Genomic DNA, 23,771 nt, shown 5'->3' with positions numbered 1-23,771 from the left:
AAGCTTGCTCCTACAGGGCACTAGCGTTCCGGCCAAAGGAGCGGGGTGTTTCAGCGATTGAGGAACGCCAGCAGGTCCTCGTTCAAGGCTTGGGTGTGGGTCACGGCAAACCCGTGCGGCGCATCCTTGTACACCTTCAACTTGGCACCCTTGATCATCTCGGCCGCCACCTTGCCGGTGGTCTCGAACGGCACGATCTGGTCGCCGTCACCGTGGATCACCAGGGTCGGCACGTCGATCTTGGCCATGTCCGGGCGGAAGTCGGTCTCGGAGAATGCGCTGACGCAATCCACGGTCGACTTGAGGGACGCCAGCATGGCGATCTGCAGGGTCTGGGCCAGCGTACCTTCGGAAACGGTCTGGCCCTTGTTGATGCCGAAGAACGGCGTGTTGAAGTCCGCGATGAACTGCGCACGGTCTTTGAGCAACCCGGCCTTGATACCGTCGAACACTTCGCTCGGCACGCCTTGTGGGTAATCCGCCTGCTGGCCGAAGATCGGCGTCACGGCGCCCAACAGCACCAGGCCGGCCACCCGTGCACTGCCGTGGCGGGCGATGTAGCGGGCCACGTCACCGCCGCCCATGGAGAAGCCCACCAGGGTCACGTCCTTGAGGTCCAGGTGTTCGATCAACTGCGCGATGTCGTCAGCGAAGGTGTTGTAGTCGTTACCGGTCCACGGCTGGTCAGAGCGCCCGAAGCCACGGCGGTCAAATGCGATAGTGCGAAAACCACGGCTGCTCAGGTATTCCATCTGGTATTCCCACATGTCGGCATCCAGCGGCCAGCCGTGGCTGAACAGCACCGGTTTACCGCTGCCCCAGTCCTTGAAATAGATCTGGGTACCGTCTTTGGCTACGAATGTGCTCATGGAGAAACTCCTTGGTTGAGGGACTGGACATCAGCCTCACTATTGCCCGAAACCGGGCCAGGGGCTTGTACGGGTGTGCTTGCCTGGGGTCACCAACTGAACTTGAGCTCGACCCCCAGGTAATTGCTGTCATCGCCGCCGGCGTCGCGCAACGTGCGGCCGACCGCGTAATGCACCGCTTCAACCGCACCGGTGAGGTTCGGCGTAAACACGTAGTCGGTGCGCAATTGACCGTAGGCACCGGTCCAGCGTCCACCCTGGCCTGCGGTGCCGGCGACTGGCAGGTTCGGTTGCGTGTACACCGCATCGCTGGTGGTCTGGCGCCACAGCAGGCCGACGGCGGTCTGCACGCTGAGCTTGTCGATGGGCTTGACGGTGATCGACGGTTTGACGTGAATCAGGTTGCTGTAGCCCGTATAGCCGGCCAGGGAAAAATAGTAGCCGTTGGGGAACAGCGGGTTGAACGTGCCGACTGTACCGTCACCGGTCTTACGGTCGCCCGAGGCGATGTCCAGTTGCAGGCCGATGCGCGGTTTCCACGTCACGCTGTCGAAGGTGTATCCCGTGCGGCTGCCGCCGGCCCAGGCGCGAATATCCTTGTTGCCCACCGAGCCGCTTTGCAGCATGGCTTCAATGTCCCAGTCGAACCCCTGGGCCGTGCCGCCCAGGCGTGCATCCAGCAGGTGGCGGGTTTCATCGCCGTCCGCATCCAGATAGTGCGCAGCGCTGCGCTCGTACACGCCGTAGTAGGCCGACAGCTCATTCTTGCCGCCCACCAGCCGCTCGACCCGCAGCATGTGGAAGCGCGCGTCACTGTTGGATTTGTCGTCGAAGTGCCGCTCGTCCTGATACTGCACCGGCTGGCTGGCAATCCCGATAAAGCGCCAGTTGGACGTTTCCCAATCGGCCCACAATGCATCGAAGGATTGCCGCACGTTCGGGCCGTCCCGCGATGAGATGAAACGCTGCAAGTCGAAGGCAAAGTCCTGGCGCCCGACACGCGCCTTGAGCGTGCCGCTGCTGAAGGCGTTGACGTATTCGGCAAAGGCCAGGCGCAAATCGACGCGGTTCTGGTCGGCGCCGCCGACCGTGGTCTTGTCGTAGGCGCGTGCATCTTCCAGTTGGGTGAAGAGCCGCCAGTTTTCGTTCAAGTGCAGGTCGGCGTGCACCTGGAAGCGCTGGATCAGGTAGCTGTCACGCTTGACGCCCTTCACCCCAAAACCATTGGCATCGTTCATCTCGAAGCGCTCGCGCAACGTCGCCCCCAATGACAAATAGGTGAACGGGTTGGCGCTGGACAGCGGGATGTACTTCAAGCTGTCCAGCGGTTGGGTGCGCAGCGCCGGGTCTTGGAGCACCGACCAGTCTTCCTGCCAGCGGTTGGTCTTGATGGCCGGTCGTGTCGGTTGATCGTCGGCGTGGGCGCTGCCGATCAGCAGCGGCCACAGCACGGCCAGGCCCCAGCCTGTGCGGCCAATCATTTTGCAGCGAGGAGCTGGTGAATTTCCGCGACGTAGCCGCCGGGGAATTCAACCACGGCGCTGCGGCGGCCCTTGCTGTCAAAGGCCGGCACCAGGACCTTGGCGCCGGAACCGGTGGCCTTGCCCAGGGTAGCCGTCAGGTCAGGCACTTGATAACCGGTGGTCTCATGGCCGAAGGGGTAGGGCAGTTGGCCGTTGGTGACCAGCACCGCCATGCGTCCGAACGGTGACTCGATATCGACGCGGCGGTACGTGCCAGTGGCCTGGCCCACATCGGCGCCGGGCGCATGCTTGTCATCGGCCAGCACCTTGCCGTGGGAGAAGCCCAGGAACGATTTGATAAAGGCATCGGCGCGCTCGGTGGACAGGTACACGCGGTTTTCCGGCACGGTCTGGAACGCTGCGTAGGCCGGGGTCTTGGTGTGCCAGTAGAGCTGCATGTTCACGCCACCCGGCCATTGCACCACGGCGTCACGCCCGATCGGGTCCGGGAAGTCGCTGACGATAACGGCGGCGCCGTTTTCCCGCGCGGCTTTGAGTGCAACGTCCATGTCCTTGACCAGGTAGCCGTTGCGTTCCTGGCCAAAAGGGTGCGGGATAGGCGTGGTGAAACCGAACAGCGACACCGTGCCCGCCGGCGTCTGCAGCAGCTGCGAGGTGGTACTGCTCGGCACCGGCAGCACGTTCACCACTACCTGGGGCGTGCTTTTGCCGCCGAAGGTGGCGAGGAAACTCTGGGTGAAACGGTCCACATCCGCTGGGGCCACGTAGACGTGGCTGGTGTCGTATTGTGGCGCCACGGCCACGCTCGGGGTTGCCGCGAAGGCATTGCCCATCATTGCGCCCGCCAGCAGCGTCAATGCCACAGATACCTTGATTGCTTTGCTACGCATGCCCATTCTCCAGCACTTCTACGCGATTGAAAGCCGTGAGGTTAGGCGCAGGGACGCGATGGAAATTGTACAGACGTGCTCGGTTGAACGGTTCAGCGTCTATGCTGGTCCACTGACCTCTACCGTCAGATCACACAGGTGAACGAAATGGCCAAGACATACAGTTACGCCGCCCAGAACGCCAAGGATGCCCTCAAGCCCTTTACCTTCGAGCGCCGCGCGCCGGGGGCGGATGACGTACAGATCGACATTCTCTACTGCGGCGTGTGCCACTCCGACCTGCACACCGTGCGCAACGAGTGGAACAACACCCTTTACCCTTCGGTGCCCGGCCATGAAATCGTCGGCCGTGTGACGGCGGTGGGTGGCAATGTGAGCAAGTTCAAGGTCGGCGACCTCGCCGGTGTCGGCTGCATGGTCGACAGCTGCCAGCACTGCGCCTCTTGCGCCGAGGGCGAGGAGCAATATTGCGAGAACGGTTTTACCGGCACCTACAACGGCCCGGTGTTTGGCGGGGAGAACACCTTCGGGGGCTACTCGGACAATATCGTGGTCAAGGAGAAGTTCGTGCTGCGTATCTCCCACGATGACACTAACCTGGCGGCCGTGGCGCCGCTGCTGTGCGCCGGCATCACCACCTATTCGCCGCTGCATCACTGGAAGGTCGGTCCCGGCAAGAAAGTCGGCGTGGTCGGCCTCGGGGGCCTGGGGCATATGGCGGTGAAGATTGCCCACGCCATGGGCGCCCATGTCACCTTGTTCACCACCTCGCCGAACAAGCGCGAAGACGGCCTGCGCCTCGGTGCCGATCAGGTGGTGGTGTCGAAGAACCCGGACGAAATGGCCAAGGTCGCCAACAGCCTGGACTTCATCCTCAACACCGTCGCCGCGCCGCACAACCTCGATGCCTTCCTCAACCTGCTCAAGCGCGACGGCACCATGACCCTGGTCGGCGCCCCCGACAGCCCGCACCCGTCGCCTACGGTGTTCAACCTGATCTTCAAGCGCCGCAGCCTGGCCGGTTCGTTGATCGGCGGCATCCAGGAAACCCAGGACATGCTGGATTTCTGCGCCAGGCACGGGATTGTCTCGGACATCGAAATGATCGATATCCAGGGCATCAACGAGGCGTATGAGCGCATGCTCAAGGGCGATGTGAAGTATCGGTTCGTGATCGATATGGACAGCTTGAAAAAGGAAAGCCACGCGGCCTGAAACCCCGATCTCCAAACCACTGTAGAGCCTTTGTGGGAGGGGGCTTGCCCCCGATGAGCATGGGTATCTACACAATTTCCAGTGGTCTGTGGCGAGGGGGCTTGTTTCCGTGGCGGCCTTCGGGCCGACCATGTGGTTGGATTTGACCGAGTACATATCCGTTGCTGCGGTAACGGCCGCTATGGGTTCCGCTCTTACAGCGGGTCACTTTTGGAAGAGCGCCAAAAGTAACCAAAAACGCTTTGCCCCACCACTCGGCACCTCGCTTAGGCTCGGTGTGCCCGAACGCAGGCTTTGGAGCGTGGGTAACCCGGCAGGACGCCGGGTTAGCCGTCCTGGGCCAGGGATGGCCCATGACGGCGGCCCACGGATTCAAGCCTGGGTTCGGGCACACCGAGCCTAAGCGAGGTGCCGAGTGGTGGGGCAAGAGCCTTTTGGTTACTTTTGGGCTCTTTCTGTATGGACCGGACACATGGTGGACACATGTGCGGGGACATGGTTGACACATTATGGACCATAGTCAGGTTTGCTCACGTCGATCGTTCGTAGGAAGTGATGGCAGAAAAACACGTCAAACAGTCCATCACCTTCAGTGTTGGGCCGTATTGCGATGTGATGCCCAGCCAAACCTTTGGCGATGCTGAAGTAGCGTTTCTGAAAACGAAAACGGCTGTGATAAGCCTTGGCTAATACGTCGTCCGGTCCGTACTCAAAGGTTGGTAACTGTTGCGGATAAGCCCATGGGCTGGCTCTATACCGGTCCATAGGCACCTTGTAGTCCAGTGCCTGATGGGGCCGTTGCAGGTTATAAACATCACGCCACCGATCAAATGCTGCTTGAGCTTCCTTGAGCGTGGAAAACTGACGCCCTTCAAGTACTTCGGCCTTGAGTGAGCGATGGAAACGCTCAATCTTTCCATTGGTTTGTGGGTGGTAAGGGCGGCTGAAACTGATCCGAATACCCAGACGAATCAACCAGATACTCAGCTCTGTGATTTCACCAGGGTTACGTGGAGAGCCCCAAGGCGGTCCGTTATCAACGTTGATGCGAGCCGGTAATCCGAAGCGCTGGAATACCTCGGTCAACCTTTCTTTCACCGTGGCTCCACGCTCGTTATCACAAGCTTGAATAGCCAAACTGAAACGTGAATGGTCGTCCAGTAAAGTCAGGGGATGGCATCTGCCTTCTTGCGTCGGGAAATGCCCTTTGAAATCCATCTGCCAAAGATTGTTGGGCGCCTCGTGTTCAAACCTCAGCTTTGCCTCTTGCTCCTTCGTAGTCGGCTGAATCAGCCCGTGCCGGTGCAGGACATTGGTAACGGTGCTGGGAGCAATCTGCTTTTTCAAGAGGCTGCTGATCGTGCGCCCACCCCATGCTGGATGGTCTTGTCTGAGCGCTATGACCTGCGCTTCCAGGGCCGGCGTGGTCAGCTTGGGGCTGGTAGCCGGTTTTCGGGATTTATCTTGCAGTCCTGAATGGCCGAGCGTCGCGTAGCGGTTAAGCCTCTTGTAAGCCGTCTGCGGACTGATACCGAACCGTCGGCATAGTTCTCGTTTGTTGCTGCCGGGTTGCCCTGCTAAGGCAACAAACTCTTCTTTCAGGCTCATGGCATCTCTCGTGTCCCAGGGCATGATGGCTTTCCGGCGAAATTGGCTCGCCGAAAAGTGTCCACCATGTCCCCGCACACCCGTCAACCATGTGTCCGGTCCATACAGCGCTTTTCCAAAAGTGACCCGCTGTAAGAGCGGAACCCTAAGTGGCCGTTACCGCAGCAACGGATATGTACTCGCTAAAACTCCAAAAAAGCGGTCGGCCCGAAGGCCGCCACGGGACCAAGCTCCCTCGCCACAGACCGCTGAAAAAAGTTGTGTAGATACTTATGCCCCGATGAGGGCGTGTCAGTCACTTATTTGTTAACTGACCCACCACCATCGGGGGCAAGTCGAATCGTCGCACCCACCAGCATCGGGAAGCGATGAAAAATCTATTGAATGCTTGATGGATTGTGCCCAGAGCCCTCAAGGCCGCTGCGGTTTCACCGAGGTCCCGAAGGTATTGCCCATGCGCACACCGGTCGCCGCCGGGGTAGACAGCCCCACCTGGTTCGGTGGCCGCTTCTGTACCGGGATATTCTGCGCTTCGCGATTTTTTTGGGCGGCCTTGGCCGCGTTCGGTGCATTCCCCATCTGCTGGCCAAGGCAGCCGTAGTTGGGCGCCTTATACCCATCCACCGTGACTTCCGTGCAGCCATTGGCCGCGGTTTCAGCGTGGGCGAGCAGGGGCATTGCGATACACAGCAACAGGCTGGCGAGGGTTGGAAACAGCTTCATCGGAGCCTCCTGATGGGCCCGAGAGAATGGGCCGGCATGGCGTGAAAGTGTAGTGCAGCGGGCCTCTCGTCACCGTGATGTTTTTTTTGCTATCACCGTAACATCAGGTTCATAAACTGGCCTCAGGATGACGGTTTTCAAGGACACGTCGGCCGTGCAGCGATGCAACGCGGGGGGTGAACAGGGGACTTGGCGGCGCGCCGTATGCGCCCTGGTCTTGCTGTTGCTGCTGACGGGCACGCCGCCCGCCAAGGCAGAGCCCCCGTTGCTGAGCCTGGACCTGCCGGCACAAGACCTGGAACACGCACTGCAAGCGTACAGCCGTGCCACCGGCATGGCGGTGCTGGTCGACCGCGAACTGACGCTGGGCCGGCGCTCCATCAGTGTGCGCGGGCGCTTCACGGCACAGGAGGCTCTGGCGATGTTGCTGACAGGGAGTGGCCTGATGGCACGTTATGCACGCAGCGATGCGTTTACCCTGCAACTGCCCGAGGTCAGCCAGCCGCCTGCAACCCGTGGTACGGCGGCACGCAATGCCGCGCGCATCAACAACAGCTACGCCACGGCCTTGCAGCAGGCCATCGAGACCAGCCTGTGCCGCTCGCCGCTGACCCGGCCCGGCAGTTTTCGGGCACTGGTGCAGGTGTGGGTCAACCCGCAAGGGCTGATCGAACACAGTCGGTTGGTCAGTTCCACCGGCGATGAACAACGCGATGAAGCACTGGTACGCAGCCTGGCAACCGCGCGGGTCGAACGCCCGGCACCCAGTTCCCTGCGCCAACCGGTGACTTTACTTTTGATGCCTGACACAACAGGAACGCGCATGGAATGCACAGCAGCAAACGGAGCCTGGGGCGGATGAAAAATACCGGGCAGAGCACAATGGTCAGCTTGTTCCTGGCGTCCTACGAGGACTTCAAGGTGCGGTTGCGCAAGCGCCTGGGCTCGGAGGACCTGGCCAACGACGTGCTGCACGAAACCTACCTGCGGGTCGACCGCATGGACATGCCTCCAAACCTTCAGCAGCCCAATGCCTACCTGTACCGCATGGCCTTGAACATCGCCGCCGACCGCCGCCAGGCCGACGCGCGCCTGCTGACCGGCAGCGAGGTGGAAGAGCTGCTGCAAAGCGCCGACGAAGTCCTGGACCCGTCGCGGGTGGTGGGTGGCCAGAAAGAAATCCAATCGCTGGTCAAGGCCCTCTACGAACTGCCGGCACGCCGACGCAAGATCCTCATCGCCGCGCGCCTGGAAGAGGCGCCGCACCTGGAAATCTCCCAGCGTTTCGGCATTTCCACACGCATGGTCGAGAAAGAAATCAAGGCTGCCCTGGGCTACTGTGCTCAGCGCCTGGAAAGAAAAGTGATTCAGCGGTTCGGTCCCGGGGCCGGGAAACCGTCTTAGTAGTGAGTCCCTGATAAATCCGTGAGTATTTGCGCGCTTGAATATTTTTAGCTTCTCCACCGCCCGGGAAACACCCGCCAGCCCACTGCACGACGAAGCCCGCGACTGGCTGGTCCTGTTGACCTCGGGCCGCGCTACCGTGGCCGATGCCAAGGCCCTGAAAGCGTGGTGCGCCCAAAGCCCGGAACATGCCCAGGCGTTCGAACAGGCCAAGACGCTGTGGCAGCGTTTGGGCGCAGCGGCCGAACAGGCCGAGCGCCCGCGTCATTTTGGCCGGCGTGCCTTCCTCGGCGGCGCGATTGCAGCGTCGGCGGCGGTGGTGATGGTCAACGTCGGTGTGCCGGGCGGGTTTGCCGGGTTGACCGCCGACTACCGAACCGAGGTCGGCGAACAGCGCCAGGTGTTATTGAGCGAGGGTGTGAGCCTGGAGCTCAATACACAGACGCGCATCAGCCGGGTGGGGCAGGGGATCGAACTGCTCGAAGGCGAAGTCGAAGTCCTCGCCGACGTGGCACAGCCGCTCAAGGTCCAGGCGGGCCAGGGCTGGCTGAGCGCGGCCCAGGCGCGGTTCAACGTGCGGCATACCGATCGCAACGTCTGCGTGACCTGTATCGAGGGGTGGCTGTCGGTGGACGTCGCCGGGCGCAATGTACGCCTGGAGAGTGGCCGGCAACTGACCTACGGCGCGGCGGGCATGGGTGAAGTGACGAGCGTCGATGCCCACGCGGTAGTGGCCTGGCGTGAGCAGGTACTGGTGTTCAACAACGCAACGTTGGCGACGGTGGTGGATGAGATCAACCGATATCGACCGGGGATGTTGGTGTTGCTGAACAAGGAACTGGGCAAGCGGCGAGTGCAGGCGCGGTTCAGCTTGCAGCAGTTGGCGGGGGTGGCGCTGTTGATTCGGGATGCTTATGGGGCCAGGTGTACGGAGTTGCCTGGGGGGGTGGTGTTGTTGAGTTAGTGTGGGTCTGTGTACATATCCATTTCTGCGGTAACGGCCACTGGCGGTTCCGCCCTTACGGCGGGTCACTTTTGGAAAAGAGCCCCAAAAGTAACCAAAAGGACTCTTGCCCCACCACTCGGCACCTCGCCTAGGCTCGGTGTGCCCGAACGAAGGCTTTGGAGCGTGGGCCGCCGTCATGGGCCATCCCTGGCCCAGGACGGCTAACCCGGCGTCCTGCCGGGTTACCCACGCTCCAAAGCCTGCGTTCGGCCAGCGTGGTTTAACGGGGCGCCGAAGATCAAAAGCCAAAGCGCGGCGGCCTTAGAGCCGACCGGTGTTGTAGCTGGTGTACTCGGTAAAAAATGTGGGAGGGGGCTTGCCCCCGATGAGGGCGTGTCAGTCACTTATTTGTTGACTGACCCGGCGCTATCGCGGGCAAGCCCCCTCCCACATTTGGATCTCCACAGGTCAGATATCTCCACAGGTCAGGTAGACCTCATCCTGCTCTGGCTCTGGCTCTGGCTCTGGCTCTGGCTCTGGCTCTGGCTCTGGCTCTGGCTCTGGCTCTGGCTCTGGCTCTGGCTCTGGCTCTGGCTCTGGCTCTGGCTCTGGCTTTTGATCTTGATCTTAGGCGCCCCGTTAAACCACGCTGGCCGAACGCAGGCTTGAATCCGTGGGTAACCCGGCAGGACGCCGGGTTAGCCGTCCTGGGCCAGGGACGGCCCATGACGGCGGCCCACGGATTCAAGCCTGTGTTCGGGCACACCGAGCCTAAGCGAGGTGCCGAGTGGTGGGGCAAGAGCCCTTTTGGTTACTTTTGGGGCTCTTTTCTGTATGGACCGGACACATGGTGGACACATGTGCGGGGACATGGTTGACACATTATGGACCATAGTCAGGTTTGCTCACGTCGATCGTTCGTAGGAAGTGATGGCAGAAAAACACGTCAAACAGTCCATCACCTTCAGTGTTGGGCCGTATTGCGATGTGATGCCCAGCCAAACCTTTGGCGATGCTGAAGTAGCGTTTCTGAAAACGAAAACGGCTGTGATAAGCCTTGGCTAATACGTCGTCCGGTCCGTACTCAAAGGTTGGTAACTGTTGCGGATAAGCCCATGGGCTGGCTCTATACCGGTCCATAGGCACCTTGTAGTCCAGTGCCTGATGGGGCCGTTGCAGGTTATAAACATCACGCCACCGATCAAATGCTGCTTGAGCTTCCTTGAGCGTGGAAAACTGACGCCCTTCAAGTACTTCGGCCTTGAGTGAGCGATGGAAACGCTCAATCTTTCCATTGGTTTGTGGGTGGTAAGGGCGGCTGAAACTGATCCGAATACCCAGACGAATCAACCAGATACTCAGCTCTGTGATTTCACCAGGGTTACGTGGAGAGCCCCAAGGCGGTCCGTTATCAACGTTGATGCGAGCCGGTAATCCGAAGCGCTGGAATACCTCGGTCAACCTTTCTTTCACCGTGGCTCCACGCTCGTTATCACAAGCTTGAATAGCCAAACTGAAACGTGAATGGTCGTCCAGTAAAGTCAGGGGATGGCATCTGCCTTCTTGCGTCGGGAAATGCCCTTTGAAATCCATCTGCCAAAGATTGTTGGGCGCCTCGTGTTCAAACCTCAGCTTTGCCTCTTGCTCCTTCGTAGTCGGCTGAATCAGCCCGTGCCGGTGCAGGACATTGGTAACGGTGCTGGGAGCAATCTGCTTTTTCAAGAGGCTGCTGATCGTGCGCCCACCCCATGCTGGATGGTCTTGTCTGAGCGCTATGACCTGCGCTTCCAGGGCCGGCGTGGTCAGCTTGGGGCTGGTAGCCGGTTTTCGGGATTTATCTTGCAGCCCTGAATGGCCGAGCGTCGCGTAGCGGTTAAGCCACTTGTAAGCCGTCTGCGGGGGACTGTCAGATATTTTGTGTGCGGGCCGGTAATGGCCTGCCGTCAGGCAGGCCATGCTTTACCAGGTTGGCCTGATAAATCGATCTCCGTACAGAATCGCAAATTGATTCATCGCACTTTTCCAGTCATGTGCCGCGGAGCCCCAGTTTGCGGTGATATTGCGCAGTCCAAGCCAGATCAGTTTTGTCGCCGCATCGTCGGTCGGGAAGTGACCTCGGGTCTTGATGATCTTGCGCAACTGAGCGTTGATGCTCTCAATGGCGTTGGTCGTGTAGATCACTTTTCGAATCGCCGGCGGGAACACGAAAAATGGGATCACACGATCCCAAGCGCGGCGCCAGGCAGCCACTACCGTCGGATACTGCTTGCCCCATGGCCCGCTTTCAAACGCATCCAGTGCCTGCTCGGCCGCTTCGGCGGTCACCGCCTGATAGATCGGTTTGAGCGCCTTGGCCAGTTCGCGACGCTTGTCCCAGGCCGCGTAATCAAGACTGTTGCGGATCAGATGAACAATGCATGTTTGCAGTGTCGTGTCTGGAAATACGGCGTTGAGAGCCTCTGGCATGCCTTTCAGTCCATCGGTCACAGCAATCAACACGTCTTCGACGCCGCGTGTCTTGAGGTCGTTGAAAACTTTCATCCAGAACTTGGCGCCCTCGGTATTTTCTATCCAGATGCCGAGAATATCGCGTGTTCCGTCAGGCAAAACGCCCAGGGCCAAGTAAATCGCCTTGTTGCGAACCAGCCCCTCTTCGCGAATTTTGACCCGTAGAGCATCGAAGAAAATAACCGGATACATCGGCTCCAAAGGCCGCTGTTGCCATGCACCGATCTCTGCCATGACCTCGTCGGTTACAGAGCTGATGAAGTCGGGAGAAACGTCAGTACCGTACTGCTCGGAAAGAAACGCTCGGATCTCTCTGACCGTCATTCCACGGGCATACATGGCGATGATCTTGTCGTCGAAACCGGTGTAGCGGCGTTCGTGCTTGGGGATCAAAATGGGCGAAAAACTGCCGTCCCGGTCGCGAGGAATATCCAGTCGGAGCGGGCCGTCGCCGGTTAGAACCGTCTTGCCGCTTTTGCCGTTGCGCTGATTGGTTTCATCCTCTGGGCGCTGCGCGCCCGGCGGATAGCCCAAGTGATGCCCGAGCTCAGCACTCAGGGCTCGCTCGATCAAAGCCTTCTTGAACGCCGCAGACGCGTCCTCGATGGCTTCAGCGGTCATCGGTCCATCGGTGAATTGCTCGAGCAGCTCTTTCGGGATTTTCGGCAGCTCTCGCAACGCAGGTTTCTTTTTGGTTGGCATACATGCACCTCTTACTCATGTTATGCCCGAACACAAAATTTCTGACACCCCCGTCTGCGGACTGATACCGAACCGTCGGCATAGTTCTCGTTTGTTGCTGCCGGGTTGCCCTGCTAAGGCAACAAACTCTTCTTTCAGGCTCATGGCATCTCTCGTGTCCCAGGGCATGATGGCTTTCCGGCGAAATTGGCTCGCCGAAAAGTGTCCACCATGTCCCCGCACACCCGTCAACCATGTGTCCGGTCCATACAGGGCTCTTTTCCAAAAGTGACCCGCTGTAAGAGCGGAACCGCCAGCCGCCATTACCGCAGCAACGGATATGCCCCCCAACCCGCAAGTAGCCATTAACGCTGCAACGGATACATACCCCAATCCCCCTACCAAACCAACCCCAAAACCTGCCGATACCGCTCCACCCCCTGCGCCGTCTGCCGCACCAGACTCACCTCCAACCCCAACGGATCCTCCCGCCGATTCCCACTCAACTGCCGCCACCCCTTATCCGCCTCCCACACCCGCACCTGCAGATCACTGACCCCCGTCAACACCACCACCCCATCCTTCGCCGCCGGCAACGGAAAGCGATCCCGCGCCGGCGCGACCGCGCGGTACAGGTTGTCGCCCTTGAGCCACCAACGCACCCGCTGCAACCCATCCCCCGCGACCGGCGCACTGCGGATCACATCCAACCGAAACCCCTTGCTGTCGGAACTGCGCACCGTCACCGCCGCCAACCCGTCCGATGGGGCCGCGCGGTCTTTCGGCGGGTTCAGTTCCACACTGGCGCGCAGGCTGACGTCGCGCTGCAACTGGTTCAACGCCCGCAACACCGCCTCGGTCTGTTCCGTGCTCGCCTGCAAGTGCTGATCGGCCCGGTTAACGCTGTCGAGCCCCCGCCAGGCGATCAGGCTGACCAGCGCCATAAGCATGATCGCCACCATCACCTCGATCAGCGTAAAACCCTTCTGCGATGGGTTCATGGCTGGCTCACCACGCGCATCAAGCCCGCAGCATCGCGTTGCAGGCTGAGACGGTGTTGCCCGTCAGACAGCACCACACGCACGGGCGGGTTGATCCATTCGGCGTTGAGCACCAGGGTTTGCCGCGGCTCGATGTTGATTTGCATCGGGGTGCTCTCCCACAGGCGCGGGCGCAGTTGGGCGTCGCCCTGGAAGGCTTCCACGCCCAGGCCGTCCTCGCTGGGGCGGTTGAAGCGAAAGCCCTTGGCGTCGGCGCGCCAGGTGATCGGGCGGCCGTCGGCGCGGGCTTCGGCCTGGGCCACTTGCAGCAGTTGGCTCAGGCGTTCGGCGTCTTTGCGCAGCAGCTGCAGTGGGTCGGGCTTGATGGTCAGGCTGATGGCGGCGCTGGCGATGCCGATGATCACCAGCACCACCATCAGTTCGATCAGGGTAAAGCCATGCTGTTTCATGGTGGCGTACCTGGAAAGCTGGCGAGGTTATGAAATAAAAACGTGCGAATTGGCCTGTAGGCTGGTGCCATGGACAAACAGGAGGTCCTTCCCATGGCATTTGCCCTTCGTTTTTCACCGGCCCATGGCGTACAGGCCCTGGGCGTGCTGGCGGCGTTGGCCGGCGTTGCGGTATGGACGCCGCTGCTGCTCACCTCGGCCGAATCCCATACGCCCCAGGTTGCGCCCCAGGCGTTGGCGACGCGCAGTGATAACCCCGCGCTGCAATGGTTCTCCACGGTGCCGGCGGCGGTGCAGGTCAAGGTTTCGGGGGTGCTGGCCGGGGCACGTGGTGCGGTGGCGATCCTCAGCCTCAACGAGGGCCCGCCGCGCAGCTTTTTACTCGGCGAGCACCTCAGCCCCGGCGTGCGCTTGACGGCCATCGCGGGTGACAGCGTCGAGATCGAGCGCGCGGGCGAGAAGGTGCGCGTGCCCCTCGACACATTACCGCAGGCGCCGGCCTTGCCGCGGTTCACTCGGCCTTGACCTGCGGCCTGGCCAGCGAAGTCTCCAGGCGGGCCAGGGGTGGTGCGTCGCGGCTGGCGTCCAGCACTTGCACATTGACCTGCAACAGCCGGTTATCGGGGCCGATGCTGATGGTTTGTTCGCAGCGCAGTTTCAAGCGCCCCTGATCACACGTGAACGTCCTCTTGCCGGGGCTCGCACGCCCCTCCAGGCGCAATTCCGCCAGGCGACTGTGTGCCGCCAGCAACGCCATGGACTTGTCGCGCAGCAGGCCGTTGCTCTGGGTCATCAGCCCGGCCACGCGCACGGCGGCGGCCATGGCCACGGCGATGATCGCCAGCGCCACCAGCACTTCTATCAAGGTAAAACCTTGCGCGTTGCGACGGCCGTACATGGCGCTCTCAAAGCCGGGAAACAGGCCCGCAGACTAGCGCCGCGAGTTGACCGATTGGCGACCGAAGCTCCCGAGGATTTTCAATACGACTGACATGTGTTCTTGCAACACTGCGCCACGAAACGCACTCAAGCCAAGGAATGTCGAGATGGATATCGCGCGCCTAACATCCCCCACGCCAGGCCCTCGCGGGCAACGTGGCTTTACCCTGATCGAGATCATGGTGGTGGTGGTCATCCTCGGGATCCTCGCGGCCATGGTGGTACCCAAGGTGCTCGACCGCCCGGACCAGGCGCGGGCTACCGCCGCGAAACAGGACATCGCCGGGTTGATGCAGGCGCTGAAACTCTATCGCCTCGACCACGGCACTTACCCCACCATGAACCAGGGTCTCAAGGTGCTGGTGGAACGCCCGGCCGATGCGAAGAACAGCAACTGGCGCGCCTACCTCGACCGCCTGCCCAACGACCCGTGGGGCCACCCTTATCACTACCTCAACCCGGGCGCCAACGGTGAGGTCGATGTGTTCTCCCTGGGCGCCGACGGCCAACCGGATGGCGAAGGCGTCAATGCCGATATCGGCTCCTGGCAGTTGTAAGGCGCGCCATGAAACGGTATTCGTCCGCAGCGGCGAAGCAGCGCGGCATGGCGATTATCAGCGCCTTGCTGATCGCCGCGGTGGTGGCGGTGATCGCCGGCGGCATGCTCACGCGCCAGACCGTCTTTACCCGCAGCCTGGAAGCCGAACAGTTGCGTGTGCAGGGCCAATGGCTGTTGCAGGGTGGCCTGGAACGCAGCCGTCAGCTGCTCTGGGCGGCGCGCCAGAAGGACGTGCTGACGCGCCTTGACCAGCCCTGGGTGCGCATCCAGGCCGGCGTGTTCGAGGGGCGGATCGACGATGAACAGGGCAAGTTCAACCTGCGCAACCTGGTTAACCGCGAACAGCTCGACGCCGAGCAATTGCACAGCTTCGAGCGCCTGTGCCGCACCCTTGGCGTGGACCCGGCCGTCAGCCGCCGCATCAGCCAACGGGTGATCGCTTCCTACGCACAAAAGGGGTTGCCCGCCAAATACCCGATGCTGCGCAGCCTCGACGACCTGAGGGGCCTCGAAGGCCTGACCCCCGAGGTGTTGCAGCGCCTGCAGGCCTACATCAGCGTGTTGCCTGGCAATACCTGGGTCAACGGCAACACCGCCAGCGCCGAAGTGCTCAGCGCGGTGGTGCCGCAGCTCAGCCTGTCCCAGGCCCATGGGCTGGTGGCCGAGCGCGACAATGGCCATTGGTTTATCAACCGTGGGGATTTCGTCAACCGTCTGCACTTGCCCCAGGTGGCGGTGGATTCGGTGCAAGTGGGCATTACCAGCGAGTGGTTTCGCCTGCAGGGCCAGGCGCGGCGCGAGCGCCGTCGAGTGACGATCGACGCGTTGTTGCATCGCCCCGAAGACCGTGAACCCAAGGTGATCTGGTCGCGGGTGGGCGTATGAAACGCTTGCGCATTGGCTTGCCGCCGCTGGACCAGGTCAGCGCTGAAAGCCGGGTGAAATTTGCCTGGCTAGACCGCGGTGTGGTGGTGTCCGAGGGGCATGAAAGCCTGGCGCAATTGGGCAAGAGCCGGCAGGCCGTGGACTGTTTTCTGCACCCGCGTGACAGCCTGCTCACCAGCCTTGAGCTGCCGCCATTACCTGCTGCAAAAACCCATGCGGCGGTGACCTGTGCGGCGCAGGCGTTGATCCTCGGCGCGTTGGACCAGATGCACGTGGCCCACGGCCCGCGCGACAGTCAGGGGCGTGTCCAGGTGGGCTGGGTGCCCAAGGCCGGCCTGGAACAGTTGGCCCAGGTACTGGCGCAGGTCCAGCTCAAGCTGCGTGGCCTGTACCCGGCGCCCTATGCCTTGCCGGTAGGCGCTGCGGCGTTGGACGACGGGTATCTGTTGACCCGCGATAGCCTGCAACAAGGGACGGTTCATCCGTTGGGATTGCAGGCGCTCGATCTGCCGCTGGTGGACGCCACCCAACGCTGGACTGGCGCGCTGCCCGGCTGGGGCCTGCACGGCCACCTCAATCAAACGGCCAGCGGTGGTTGGGGCAGGGCGCTGGCCTGTGTCGCCCTGGCCACCGCCATCTGGACCCTCGGCCTGAACCTCTACGCGGCGCGCCAAGTGGACGAAGGCCAACGGCTCAAGGCCCTGATGAGCCAGCAGGTACGCCAGGCATTCCCCGAATTGCCGGTGGTGCTCAACCCCTTGCAGCAGGCCCGCCAACAGCTGGCCGCGCGGCAAACCGGCGCGGCGGCCGACCCTGGCCAGCGCTTTACCAGCCTGTTGCAGATCGGCGGCAGCAACTTGCCGTTCATGGTGGGCAGCGTCGACAGCCTGGTTTTCGAACAAGGGCGCTTGCACCTTGGGTTGCTGACCGACACTCACAGCCCGACGCTGCCAGGCGAGGCGCAGGCCGCGTTGGCCCAGGCCGGTTTTACCGCGACCCGCGATGACCACGGCTGGACCCTTGGCCTGGCGCAACCGGCAGAGCAAGCGGGAGCCAGCGATGAATAAGTGGCGCCGTCTGCGTAGCCAGGCCCAGGGCTTCTGGCGCGGCCTGGCCCTGCGTGAACAACGCCTGCTCAGCGGCGCCAGCCTGGTCCTGGCGGGCATGCTGACCTGGCTGGTGCTGGTGCAGCCTGCGTTGAAGAAGATCGACTACTGGCAGGCCGAAACCCCGAAATTGCGCGCCCAAGCCGCCGCCTTGCAAGTGCTGTTACAGGGCGTCGCGGCGCCTCGGCACGCCGACGAAAGCGCACTGCGCCAGACCCTGGACAGCGCCGGCCTGCAAGGCCGCTATCAGTTGCAGGCCCTGGAAACCGGTGGCTGGCGCCTGACCTTCGACAACGCCCCGGCCGATGCCGTGGTGGACTGGTTGCTGGGCAACCCCCGTGCATTTTCCCTAGAGGTGTCCGAGGCGCGCTTGCAGCGTAGCGCGGACGCCGTCGACAACTCGGCCGGCACTGTGTCCGGGACCGTTCGCATGGATCAGGCGCTTGGCGCTAAGGAAGCTTCATGAAGTGGTCAGTCCCCAACCCCGCGCCTTTTCGAAAGGTCGCGCCGCTGCTGTTACTGGCCTTGAGCGCGTGCAGCCATAACCCGCCGCCCGACACGCCGTTGCTGGTGGACAGCGAGCTTGGCCAGCCCTTGGCCGACACCCGGCGCAGCGGCGAAACCATGCTCGATCGCCAGCGCGAACCGGCGCCCACGCCGCGCGTCCAGCACCCGCTGACCAACAGTGCCCGTGCTCATGCCCCGACCACCGTCAAGGCGCGCAACCCGCTGGGCGATCAGCCGGTGCAACTGAATTTCGTCGATGCCGATATCCAGGCCGTGGTGCGTGCGCTGTCCCGTGCCACCGGTCAGCAATTCCTGGTCGACCCACGGGTTAAAGGCAACCTGACCCTGGTCAGCGAAGGCCAGGTGCCGGCCCATCAAGCCTATGACATGCTGTTGGCGGCGTTGCGCATGCAGGGGTTCAGCGTGGTCGACGTCGGCGGTGTGGCCCAGGTGGTGCCCGAGGCCGATGCCAAGTTGCTCGGCGGGCCGATCTACAGCGCCGGCAGCAGCGGTATGCAGACGCGGACCTTTCGCCTGCAATATGAAAACGCGGTAAACCTGATCCCAGTGCTGCGCCCCATCGTGTCGCCGAACAACCCGATCAACGCCTACCCCGGCAACAACAGCATCGTCATCACCGACTACGCGGAAAACCTCGCGCGGGTGGCGCAGATCATCGACGGCATCGACACCCCCGGCGCCATCGACACCGACGTGGTGAAGGTGCAGAACGGCATTGCCGTGGACATCGCCACCATGGTCAGCGAACTGCTGGATACCCAGGGCGCCGACCAGACCCAGAAGATCAACGTGGTCGGCGACCCACGCTCCAACTCGATCATCATTCGCGCCGGCAGCCCCGAGCGCACCGAGCTGGCGCGCAACCTGATCTACAAGCTCGACAACGCCCAGAGCAACCCGAGCAATATGCACGTGGTGTACCTGCGCAACGCCCAGGCGGGCAAGCTGGCGCAGTCGCTGCGCGGCTTGCTCACCGGCGAGAGCGACTCGGGTGTCAGCGAGGAAGCACGGGGCAAGCTCAGCGCCATGGGCGGCACTGGCCAGGCGACCCAAGGCAATACCACCACGCAGAACAGCAGCGGCACGCCCACCGGCAGCGGCGTACCGTCCGCGTATGGCCAGACCGGCACCACCGGCACCAGCGCCAACGGCAGCACCGCCAGCGATCAGAACACCGCGTTCAGCGCCGGCGGCGCGACCATCCAGGCTGACGCCACCACCAACACGTTGCTGATCTCCGCGCCCGACCCGCTGTACCGCAACCTGCGCGAAGTGATCGACATGCTCGACCAGCGCCGCGCCCAGGTGGTGATCGAAAGCCTGATCGTCGAAGTCGGCGAAGACGACGCCAGCGAGTTTGGCGTGCAATGGCAGGCTGGCAACCTGGCGGGCAAGGGCGGCTTCGGCGGCGTCAACCTGGGCGGCAGCGGGGTCAATGGCACGCCCACCAGCAAGACCAGCATCGACGTATTGCCCAAGGGCCTGAATATCGGCCTGGTCAATGGCACCGTGGACATCCCCGGCATTGGCAAGGTGCTCGACCTCAAGGTGCTGGCCCGTGCGTTGAAGAGCAAGGGCGGTACCAATGTGCTGTCGACGCCGAACCTGCTGACCCTGGACAACGAAGCCGCGAGCATTTTTGTCGGGCAGACCATTCCGTTCGTCACCGGCAGTTATGTGACGGGCGGCGGTGGCACCAGCAATAACCCGTTCCAGACCGTGCAGCGTGAAGAAGTGGGGCTCAAGCTGAATGTGCGCCCGCAGATCTCCGAGGGCGGCACGGTGAAGCTGGATATTTACCAGGAGGTCAGCAGCGTGGATACCCGGGCTTCGGTGGCGGCGGGCACGGTGACCAACAAGCGCGCGATCGATACCAGCATCTTGCTGGACGACGGGCAGATCATGGTGCTTGGCGGGTTGTTGCAGGATGGCTATAGCCAGAGCAATGACGCGGTGCCTTGGCTCTCGGATATTCCGGGGTTGGGGGCGTTGTTTCGCAATGAAAAGCGCAGTGTGAGCAAGACCAATTTGATGGTGTTTTTGCGGCCTTACATTATTCGTGACGGTGGGGCGGGGCGCAGTATTACGTTGAATCGGTATGAGTTTATGCGCCGGGCGCAGGGTGGGTTGCAGCCGGAGCGTAGTTGGGCGATGCCGGATGTGCAGGCGCCGCAGTTGCCTTCGGTGGAGAAGGCGATTCCTGGGGCGCAGCAACAGCAGCAGGCGCCGCGGGCGGTGATTCGGGCGGTGCCGGTTTCTGGTTCTGGGGGGAGGCCGTGAGTGTTTTGATGGTGTACATATCCGTTGCTGCGGGAGCGGTGGCTGGCGGGTTGGGGTGCATATCCGTTGCTGCGGTAACGGCGGCTGGCGGGGGGGTGTACATATCCATTGCTGCGGTAACGGCCACCTATGGTTCCGCTCTTACAGCGGGTCACTTTTGGAAGGCCCCAAAAGTAACCAAAAGGTCTGTGCCCCACCACTCGGCACCTCGCCTAGGCTCGGTGTGCCCGAACGAAGGCTTTGGAGCGTGGGCCGCCGTCATGGGCCATCCCTGGCCCAGGACGGCTAACCCGGCGTCCTGCCGGGTTACCCACGCTCCAAAGCCTGCGTTCGGCCAGCGTGGTTTAACGGGGCGCCGAAGATCAAAAGCCAAAGCGCGGCGGCCTTCGAGCCGACCGGTGTTGTGGCTGGTGTACTCGGTTAAGTGTGGGAGGGGGCTTGCCCCCGATGAGGGCGTGTCAGTCACTTATTTGTTGACTGACCCACCGCCATCGGGGGCAAGCCCCCTCCCACATTTGGATCTCCACAGGTCAGAGATCTCCATAGGTCAGGTAGACCTCGTTCCGCTTTTGCTCTGCTTTTGCTCTGCTTTTGCTCTGGCTTTTGCTCTTGATCTTAGGCGTCCCGTAAAACCACGCTGGCCGAACGCAGGTTTGAATCCGTGGGTAACCCGGCAGGACGCCGGGTTAGCCGTCCTGGGCCAGGGATGGCCCATGACGGCGGCCCACGGATTCAAGCCTGCGTTCGGGCACACCGAGCCTAAGCGAGGTGCCGAGTGGTGGGGCAAGAGCCCTTTTGGTTACTTTTGGGGCTCTTTTCCAAAAGTGACCCGCTGTAAGAGCGGAACCGCCAGTAGCCGTTACCGCAGCAATGGATATGTACACCCCCCCGCCAGCCGCCATTACCGCAGCAACGGATATGCCCACGCCCACCCCCAAAAAGGGCCCACCCCATGAGCCTTCTGCCCTACGCCTGGGCCAAATCCCAACGCATCCTCCTGCGCCCCAGCGAGCAGGGCATGCTGCTGACCGTCTGCCCCTCAACCCCCGGCTGGTCCATCAGCGAAGTCCATCGCCAGTTCGGCCAGGCCCGCCTCGAGCAAGTGCGCGATGACGAACTCGACGGCCTGCTCGCCAGCGCCTATGCCGATACAGGCAGCGCCGCCGCTGTGGTCGGCGCTGCCGAAAACGAAGTCGACCTCGACCGCCTGATGCAGGACATGCCCGAGATCACCGACCTGCTCGATACCCAGGACGGCGCGCCGGTGATCCGCATGATCAACGCCTTGCTGACCCAGGCCGCGCGGGACGAGGCCAGTGATATTCATATCGAGCCGTATGAAACCCATTCTGTGGTGCGCTACCGCGTCGATGGCACCCTGCGTGACGTGGTGTCGCCGCGCAAGGCGTTGCATGGTGCGCTGGTGTCGCGCATCAAGATCATGGCCCAGCTCGACATCGCCGAAAAACGCTTGCCCCAGGATGGCCGTATTGCCCTGCGCGTGGCCGGGCGGCCGATTGATATTCGCGTGTCGACCGTGCCCACCGGGCATGGCGAACGCGTTGTGATGCGCTTGCTGGACAAGCAGGCCGGGCGTCTGCAATTGGAGACCCTGGGCATGGAGCCGCAGTTGCTCGCGCGCCTCGACACCTTGATTCGCCAGCCCCATGGCATCGTGCTGGTCACCGGGCCCACCGGCAGCGGCAAGACCACCAGCCTGTACGCGGCCCTGGCGCGGCTGGATGCGAGCACCAGCAATATCCTCACCGTCGAAGACCCGGTGGAGTACGACCTGCCGGGTATCAGCCAGATCCAAGTCAACGCCAAGATCGACATGACCTTCGGCCTCGCGCTGCGGGCGATCCTGCGTCAGGACCCGGACATCATCATGATCGGCGAAATCCGCGACCTGGAGACCGCCCAAATCGCCGTGCAGGCCTCGCTCACCGGCCACCTGGTGCTCGCCACCTTGCACACCAACGACGCGGTGTCGGCGGTCAACCGCCTGATCGACATGGGCGTCGAACCGTTTTTGCTGGCCTCGTCACTGCTGGGCGTCTTGGCCCAGCGCCTGGTACGGCGCCTGTGCCCGCATTGCAAGCAGGAAGACCCCGCCGCGCCCGGCACCTGGCGCCCGGTGGGCTGCGCGCAGTGCAACCAGATCGGCTACAGCGGGCGTACCGGCATTCATGAGTTGTTTTGCGTCGACGACGATATCCGCAGCCTGATCCACCAAGGCGCCGGCGAGCAGGATTTGCGCGTGGCCGCACGCCGTGCGGGGATGTTCAGCATGCGTGAAGACGGCGAGCGCTGGGTGCGCAGCGGCGCCACCGCACCGGAAGAAATCCTGCGCGTGACACGGGACGCCTGATGAATCGCTATCGTTATGAAGCCGCCGATGCCAGCGGCAAAGTCGAGGCCGGGCACCTGGAGGCCGACAGCCAGAGCGGGGCGTTTGCCGTGCTGCGCAGCCGTGGCCTGACCGCGCTGCGGGTGCAGGTCGAAGGCAGTCAGCAAAGCGCCGCCGGCAGCAGCCTGTTCAGCGCCAAGCTGTCGGACAACGACCTGGCTTGGGCCACGCGGCAACTGGCGAGCCTGCTCGGCGCCAGCCTGCCGTTGGAGGCGGCGCTGAGCGCCACGGTGGAGCAGGCCGAGAAAAAGCACATCGCCCAGACCCTGGCCGCTGTGCGTGCCGATGTGCGCGGCGGCATGCGGTTGGCGGATGCCTTGGCGGCACGGCCACGGGACTTCCCGTCGATCTACCGCGCACTGATCGCGGCGGGGGAGGAGTCCGGTGACCTGGCCCAGGTGATGGAACGCCTGGCGGACTACATCGAAGAGCGCAACAACCTGCGCGGCAAGATCCTCACTGCGTTCATCTACCCCGGTGTGGTGGGGCTGGTGTCGATCGGCATCGTGATTTTCCTGCTCAGCTACGTGGTGCCCCAGGTGGTCAGCGCGTTTTCCCAGGCGCGCCAGGACCTGCCGGGGCTGACCCTGGCGATGCTCAACGCCAGCGACTTTATCCGCGCCTGGGGCTGGCTGTGTTTCGGCGGTATCGTCGGCAGCTTCTGGGGTTGGCGCCTGTACCTGCGCGACCCGGTGGCGCGATTGAACTGGCACAGCCGGGTGCTGCGCCTGCCGCTGATCGGGCGTTTTGTGCTGGGCCTGAACACCGCGCGGTTTGCCTCGACCCTGGCGATCCTCGGCGGTGCCGGCGTGCCGTTATTGCGCGCGCTGGAAGCGGCGCGGCAAACCCTGTCCAACGAGCGCCTCAGCCAGTGCGTCAACGATGCCACGGCCAAGGTGCGCGAAGGCGTCAACCTGGCCCCGGCGCTGGCGGTGGAGAAAGTCTTCCCGCCGGTACTGATCCACCTGATCGCCAGCGGCGAAAAAACCGGCTCGTTGCCGCCGATGCTCGAACGCGCCGCGCAGACCCTGTCGCGGGACATCGAACGGCGTGCCATGGGCATGACCGCGTTGCTGGAGCCGTTGATGATCGTAGTAATGGGCGCGGTGGTGCTGGTGATCGTGATGGCGGTGCTGTTGCCGATCATCGAGATCAACCAACTGGTGACCTGACTCCCACATTGGACCCTGTCTGTTCAGTCGATTTTGGGGCGGGCCGATATCGCCGGCCCTCAACCTCGGGTTCCTCATTCCGTCACATCCACCCCCCTCGCCACAGCCCGCGCC

General features: G+C 62.5%; 21 protein-coding genes and 2 pseudogenes. 12 read left to right on the top strand and 11 right to left on the bottom strand.

What is annotated here, in order from left to right:
• Positions 1-50: 50 nt before the first annotated feature.
• The 3 genes from P2T68_RS22880 to P2T68_RS22870 form a co-directional block, all read right to left on the bottom strand.
• Positions 51-869, bottom strand: a complete 819-nt coding sequence (locus P2T68_RS22880; RefSeq protein WP_024074796.1) for an alpha/beta hydrolase — start codon at positions 867-869, stop codon at positions 51-53.
• Positions 870-958: 89 nt separating this feature from the next.
• The gene (locus P2T68_RS22875) at positions 959-2,350 is read right to left on the bottom strand and encodes an alginate export family protein (RefSeq protein ID WP_069075755.1); all 1,392 of its coding nucleotides are present in this window, start codon (positions 2,348-2,350) and stop codon (positions 959-961) included.
• The gene (locus P2T68_RS22870; RefSeq protein WP_102625713.1) at positions 2,347-3,243 is read right to left on the bottom strand and encodes a glyoxalase; all 897 of its coding nucleotides are present in this window, start codon (positions 3,241-3,243) and stop codon (positions 2,347-2,349) included. The genes P2T68_RS22875 and P2T68_RS22870 overlap by 4 nt, the downstream gene beginning before the upstream one ends.
• 147 nt (positions 3,244-3,390) lie before the next feature.
• Here P2T68_RS22870 and P2T68_RS22865 point away from each other — a divergent pair, with 147 nt between their 5' ends.
• Positions 3,391-4,458 (top strand): NAD(P)-dependent alcohol dehydrogenase, encoded by a 1,068-nt coding sequence (locus P2T68_RS22865; protein ID WP_024074799.1) that lies wholly within the window; start codon positions 3,391-3,393, stop codon positions 4,456-4,458.
• Positions 4,459-4,965: 507 nt separating this feature from the next.
• Here the strand turns inward: P2T68_RS22865 and P2T68_RS22860 are convergent.
• Positions 4,966-6,090 (bottom strand): IS481 family transposase, encoded by a 1,125-nt coding sequence (locus P2T68_RS22860; RefSeq protein ID WP_277378321.1) that lies wholly within the window; start codon positions 6,088-6,090, stop codon positions 4,966-4,968.
• Positions 6,091-6,477: 387 nt separating this feature from the next.
• Positions 6,478-6,789, bottom strand: coding sequence for a hypothetical protein (locus P2T68_RS22855; RefSeq protein ID WP_277378320.1), 312 nt, complete (start codon positions 6,787-6,789; stop codon positions 6,478-6,480).
• Positions 6,790-7,006: 217 nt separating this feature from the next.
• Here P2T68_RS22855 and P2T68_RS22850 point away from each other — a divergent pair, with 217 nt between their 5' ends.
• The 3 genes from P2T68_RS22850 to P2T68_RS22840 are packed head-to-tail and all read left to right on the top strand — an operon-like array spanning position 7,007 to position 9,157.
• Positions 7,007-7,651 carry a secretin and TonB N-terminal domain-containing protein gene (locus P2T68_RS22850; RefSeq protein WP_041161160.1) on the top strand — a complete coding sequence of 215 codons (645 nt, stop codon included), beginning with the start codon at positions 7,007-7,009 and terminating at the stop codon, positions 7,649-7,651.
• Positions 7,648-8,193, top strand: coding sequence for an RNA polymerase sigma factor (locus P2T68_RS22845; protein WP_024074802.1), 546 nt, complete (start codon positions 7,648-7,650; stop codon positions 8,191-8,193). The genes P2T68_RS22850 and P2T68_RS22845 overlap by 4 nt, the downstream gene beginning before the upstream one ends.
• Before the next feature lie 37 nt (positions 8,194-8,230).
• Complete coding sequence (locus P2T68_RS22840) at positions 8,231-9,157, top strand: DUF4880 domain-containing protein (protein ID WP_024074803.1); 927 nt, start codon at positions 8,231-8,233, stop codon at positions 9,155-9,157.
• 864 nt (positions 9,158-10,021) lie between these two features.
• Here P2T68_RS22840 and P2T68_RS22835 read toward each other — a convergent pair.
• The 5 genes and pseudogenes from P2T68_RS22835 to gspH form a co-directional block, all read right to left on the bottom strand.
• Positions 10,022-11,038, bottom strand: a pseudogene (locus tag P2T68_RS22835) (IS481 family transposase); the annotation flags it as partial.
• A gap of 60 nt (positions 11,039-11,098) precedes the next feature.
• Entirely contained in the window at positions 11,099-12,349 is a 1,251-nt protein-coding gene (locus P2T68_RS22830) for an IS256 family transposase (RefSeq protein WP_102625793.1), read from the bottom strand.
• 51 nt (positions 12,350-12,400) lie between these two features.
• Positions 12,401-12,517, bottom strand: a pseudogene (locus P2T68_RS22825) (IS481 family transposase); the annotation flags it as partial.
• Between the two features lie 209 nt (positions 12,518-12,726).
• The gene (locus P2T68_RS22820; RefSeq protein WP_024074805.1) at positions 12,727-13,329 is read right to left on the bottom strand and encodes a type II secretion system protein GspJ; all 603 of its coding nucleotides are present in this window, start codon (positions 13,327-13,329) and stop codon (positions 12,727-12,729) included.
• A complete protein-coding gene (gspH, locus tag P2T68_RS22815) occupies positions 13,326-13,778 on the bottom strand; it encodes a type II secretion system minor pseudopilin GspH (protein ID WP_024074806.1) in 453 nt (150 codons plus the stop codon). The genes P2T68_RS22820 and gspH overlap by 4 nt, the downstream gene beginning before the upstream one ends.
• Positions 13,779-13,871: 93 nt before the next feature.
• Between gspH and P2T68_RS22810 the strand changes: the two genes are divergently transcribed.
• Positions 13,872-14,303, top strand: a complete 432-nt coding sequence (locus tag P2T68_RS22810) for a type II secretion system protein N (protein ID WP_024074807.1) — start codon at positions 13,872-13,874, stop codon at positions 14,301-14,303.
• On the opposite strand, the gene gspI is transcribed toward P2T68_RS22810, so the two are convergent.
• Positions 14,290-14,676, bottom strand: a complete 387-nt coding sequence (gene gspI, locus P2T68_RS22805) for a type II secretion system minor pseudopilin GspI (protein WP_024074808.1) — start codon at positions 14,674-14,676, stop codon at positions 14,290-14,292. The genes P2T68_RS22810 and gspI overlap by 14 nt on opposite strands.
• A gap of 148 nt (positions 14,677-14,824) precedes the next feature.
• On the opposite strand from gspI, the gene gspG reads away from it, so the two are divergent.
• From gspG to gspF, 7 genes are all read left to right on the top strand, one after another.
• The gene (gspG, locus tag P2T68_RS22800; protein WP_024074809.1) at positions 14,825-15,274 is read left to right on the top strand and encodes a type II secretion system major pseudopilin GspG; all 450 of its coding nucleotides are present in this window, start codon (positions 14,825-14,827) and stop codon (positions 15,272-15,274) included.
• A gap of 8 nt (positions 15,275-15,282) precedes the next feature.
• Complete coding sequence (gspK, locus tag P2T68_RS22795; protein ID WP_168233350.1) at positions 15,283-16,161, top strand: type II secretion system minor pseudopilin GspK; 879 nt, start codon at positions 15,283-15,285, stop codon at positions 16,159-16,161.
• Positions 16,158-17,228 carry a type II secretion system protein GspL gene (gene gspL, locus P2T68_RS22790; protein ID WP_168233349.1) on the top strand — a complete coding sequence of 357 codons (1,071 nt, stop codon included), beginning with the start codon at positions 16,158-16,160 and terminating at the stop codon, positions 17,226-17,228. The genes gspK and gspL overlap by 4 nt, the downstream gene beginning before the upstream one ends.
• A complete protein-coding gene (gene gspM / locus P2T68_RS22785) occupies positions 17,221-17,733 on the top strand; it encodes a type II secretion system protein GspM (RefSeq protein WP_168233348.1) in 513 nt (170 codons plus the stop codon). Before gspL ends, gspM begins: the two co-directional genes overlap by 8 nt.
• Entirely contained in the window at positions 17,730-20,075 is a 2,346-nt protein-coding gene (gene gspD, locus P2T68_RS22780; protein ID WP_168233347.1) for a type II secretion system secretin GspD, read from the top strand. The genes gspM and gspD overlap by 4 nt, the downstream gene beginning before the upstream one ends.
• A 952-nt stretch (positions 20,076-21,027) precedes the next feature.
• A complete protein-coding gene (gene gspE / locus P2T68_RS22775; RefSeq protein WP_024074814.1) occupies positions 21,028-22,446 on the top strand; it encodes a type II secretion system ATPase GspE in 1,419 nt (472 codons plus the stop codon).
• On the top strand, positions 22,446-23,657 hold the full coding sequence (gene gspF, locus P2T68_RS22770; protein WP_024074815.1) for a type II secretion system inner membrane protein GspF: 1,212 nt from the start codon (positions 22,446-22,448) through the stop codon (positions 23,655-23,657). The genes gspE and gspF overlap by 1 nt, the downstream gene beginning before the upstream one ends.
• Positions 23,658-23,771: the final 114 nt, after the last annotated feature.

Source organism: Pseudomonas sp. G11, assembly GCF_029457515.1.
Classification (GTDB): Bacteria; Pseudomonadota; Gammaproteobacteria; order Pseudomonadales; family Pseudomonadaceae; genus Aquipseudomonas; species Aquipseudomonas gorinensis.
Note: the sequence above shows the minus strand (reverse complement) of the source record. Positions and strands in the feature narration are given on the sequence as shown.

Bases quoted from the DNA above. Each gene is read 5' to 3' on its own strand.
- gspK (WP_168233350.1), top strand. From the start codon at position 15,283: ATGAAACGGTATTCGTCCGCAGCGGCGAAGCAGCGCGGCATGGCGATT.
- gspL (WP_168233349.1), top strand. From the start codon at position 16,158: ATGAAACGCTTGCGCATTGGCTTGCCGCCGCTGGACCAGGTCAGCGCT.
- P2T68_RS22820 (WP_024074805.1), bottom strand. From the start codon at position 13,329: ATGAACCCATCGCAGAAGGGTTTTACGCTGATCGAGGTGATGGTGGCG.
- gspI (WP_024074808.1), bottom strand. From the start codon at position 14,676: ATGTACGGCCGTCGCAACGCGCAAGGTTTTACCTTGATAGAAGTGCTG.
- P2T68_RS22865 (WP_024074799.1), top strand. From the start codon at position 3,391: ATGGCCAAGACATACAGTTACGCCGCCCAGAACGCCAAGGATGCCCTC.
- gspF (WP_024074815.1), top strand. From the start codon at position 22,446: ATGAATCGCTATCGTTATGAAGCCGCCGATGCCAGCGGCAAAGTCGAG.
- P2T68_RS22830 (WP_102625793.1), bottom strand. From the start codon at position 12,349: ATGCCAACCAAAAAGAAACCTGCGTTGCGAGAGCTGCCGAAAATCCCG.
- P2T68_RS22845 (WP_024074802.1), top strand. From the start codon at position 7,648: ATGAAAAATACCGGGCAGAGCACAATGGTCAGCTTGTTCCTGGCGTCC.
- gspE (WP_024074814.1), top strand. From the start codon at position 21,028: ATGAGCCTTCTGCCCTACGCCTGGGCCAAATCCCAACGCATCCTCCTG.
- gspD (WP_168233347.1), top strand. From the start codon at position 17,730: ATGAAGTGGTCAGTCCCCAACCCCGCGCCTTTTCGAAAGGTCGCGCCG.
- P2T68_RS22870 (WP_102625713.1), bottom strand. From the start codon at position 3,243: ATGCGTAGCAAAGCAATCAAGGTATCTGTGGCATTGACGCTGCTGGCG.
- gspG (WP_024074809.1), top strand. From the start codon at position 14,825: ATGGATATCGCGCGCCTAACATCCCCCACGCCAGGCCCTCGCGGGCAA.
- P2T68_RS22855 (WP_277378320.1), bottom strand. From the start codon at position 6,789: ATGAAGCTGTTTCCAACCCTCGCCAGCCTGTTGCTGTGTATCGCAATG.
- P2T68_RS22880 (WP_024074796.1), bottom strand. From the start codon at position 869: ATGAGCACATTCGTAGCCAAAGACGGTACCCAGATCTATTTCAAGGAC.
- P2T68_RS22860 (WP_277378321.1), bottom strand. From the start codon at position 6,090: ATGCCCTGGGACACGAGAGATGCCATGAGCCTGAAAGAAGAGTTTGTT.
- gspM (WP_168233348.1), top strand. From the start codon at position 17,221: ATGAATAAGTGGCGCCGTCTGCGTAGCCAGGCCCAGGGCTTCTGGCGC.
- P2T68_RS22875 (WP_069075755.1), bottom strand. From the start codon at position 2,350: ATGATTGGCCGCACAGGCTGGGGCCTGGCCGTGCTGTGGCCGCTGCTG.
- gspH (WP_024074806.1), bottom strand. From the start codon at position 13,778: ATGAAACAGCATGGCTTTACCCTGATCGAACTGATGGTGGTGCTGGTG.
- P2T68_RS22810 (WP_024074807.1), top strand. From the start codon at position 13,872: ATGGCATTTGCCCTTCGTTTTTCACCGGCCCATGGCGTACAGGCCCTG.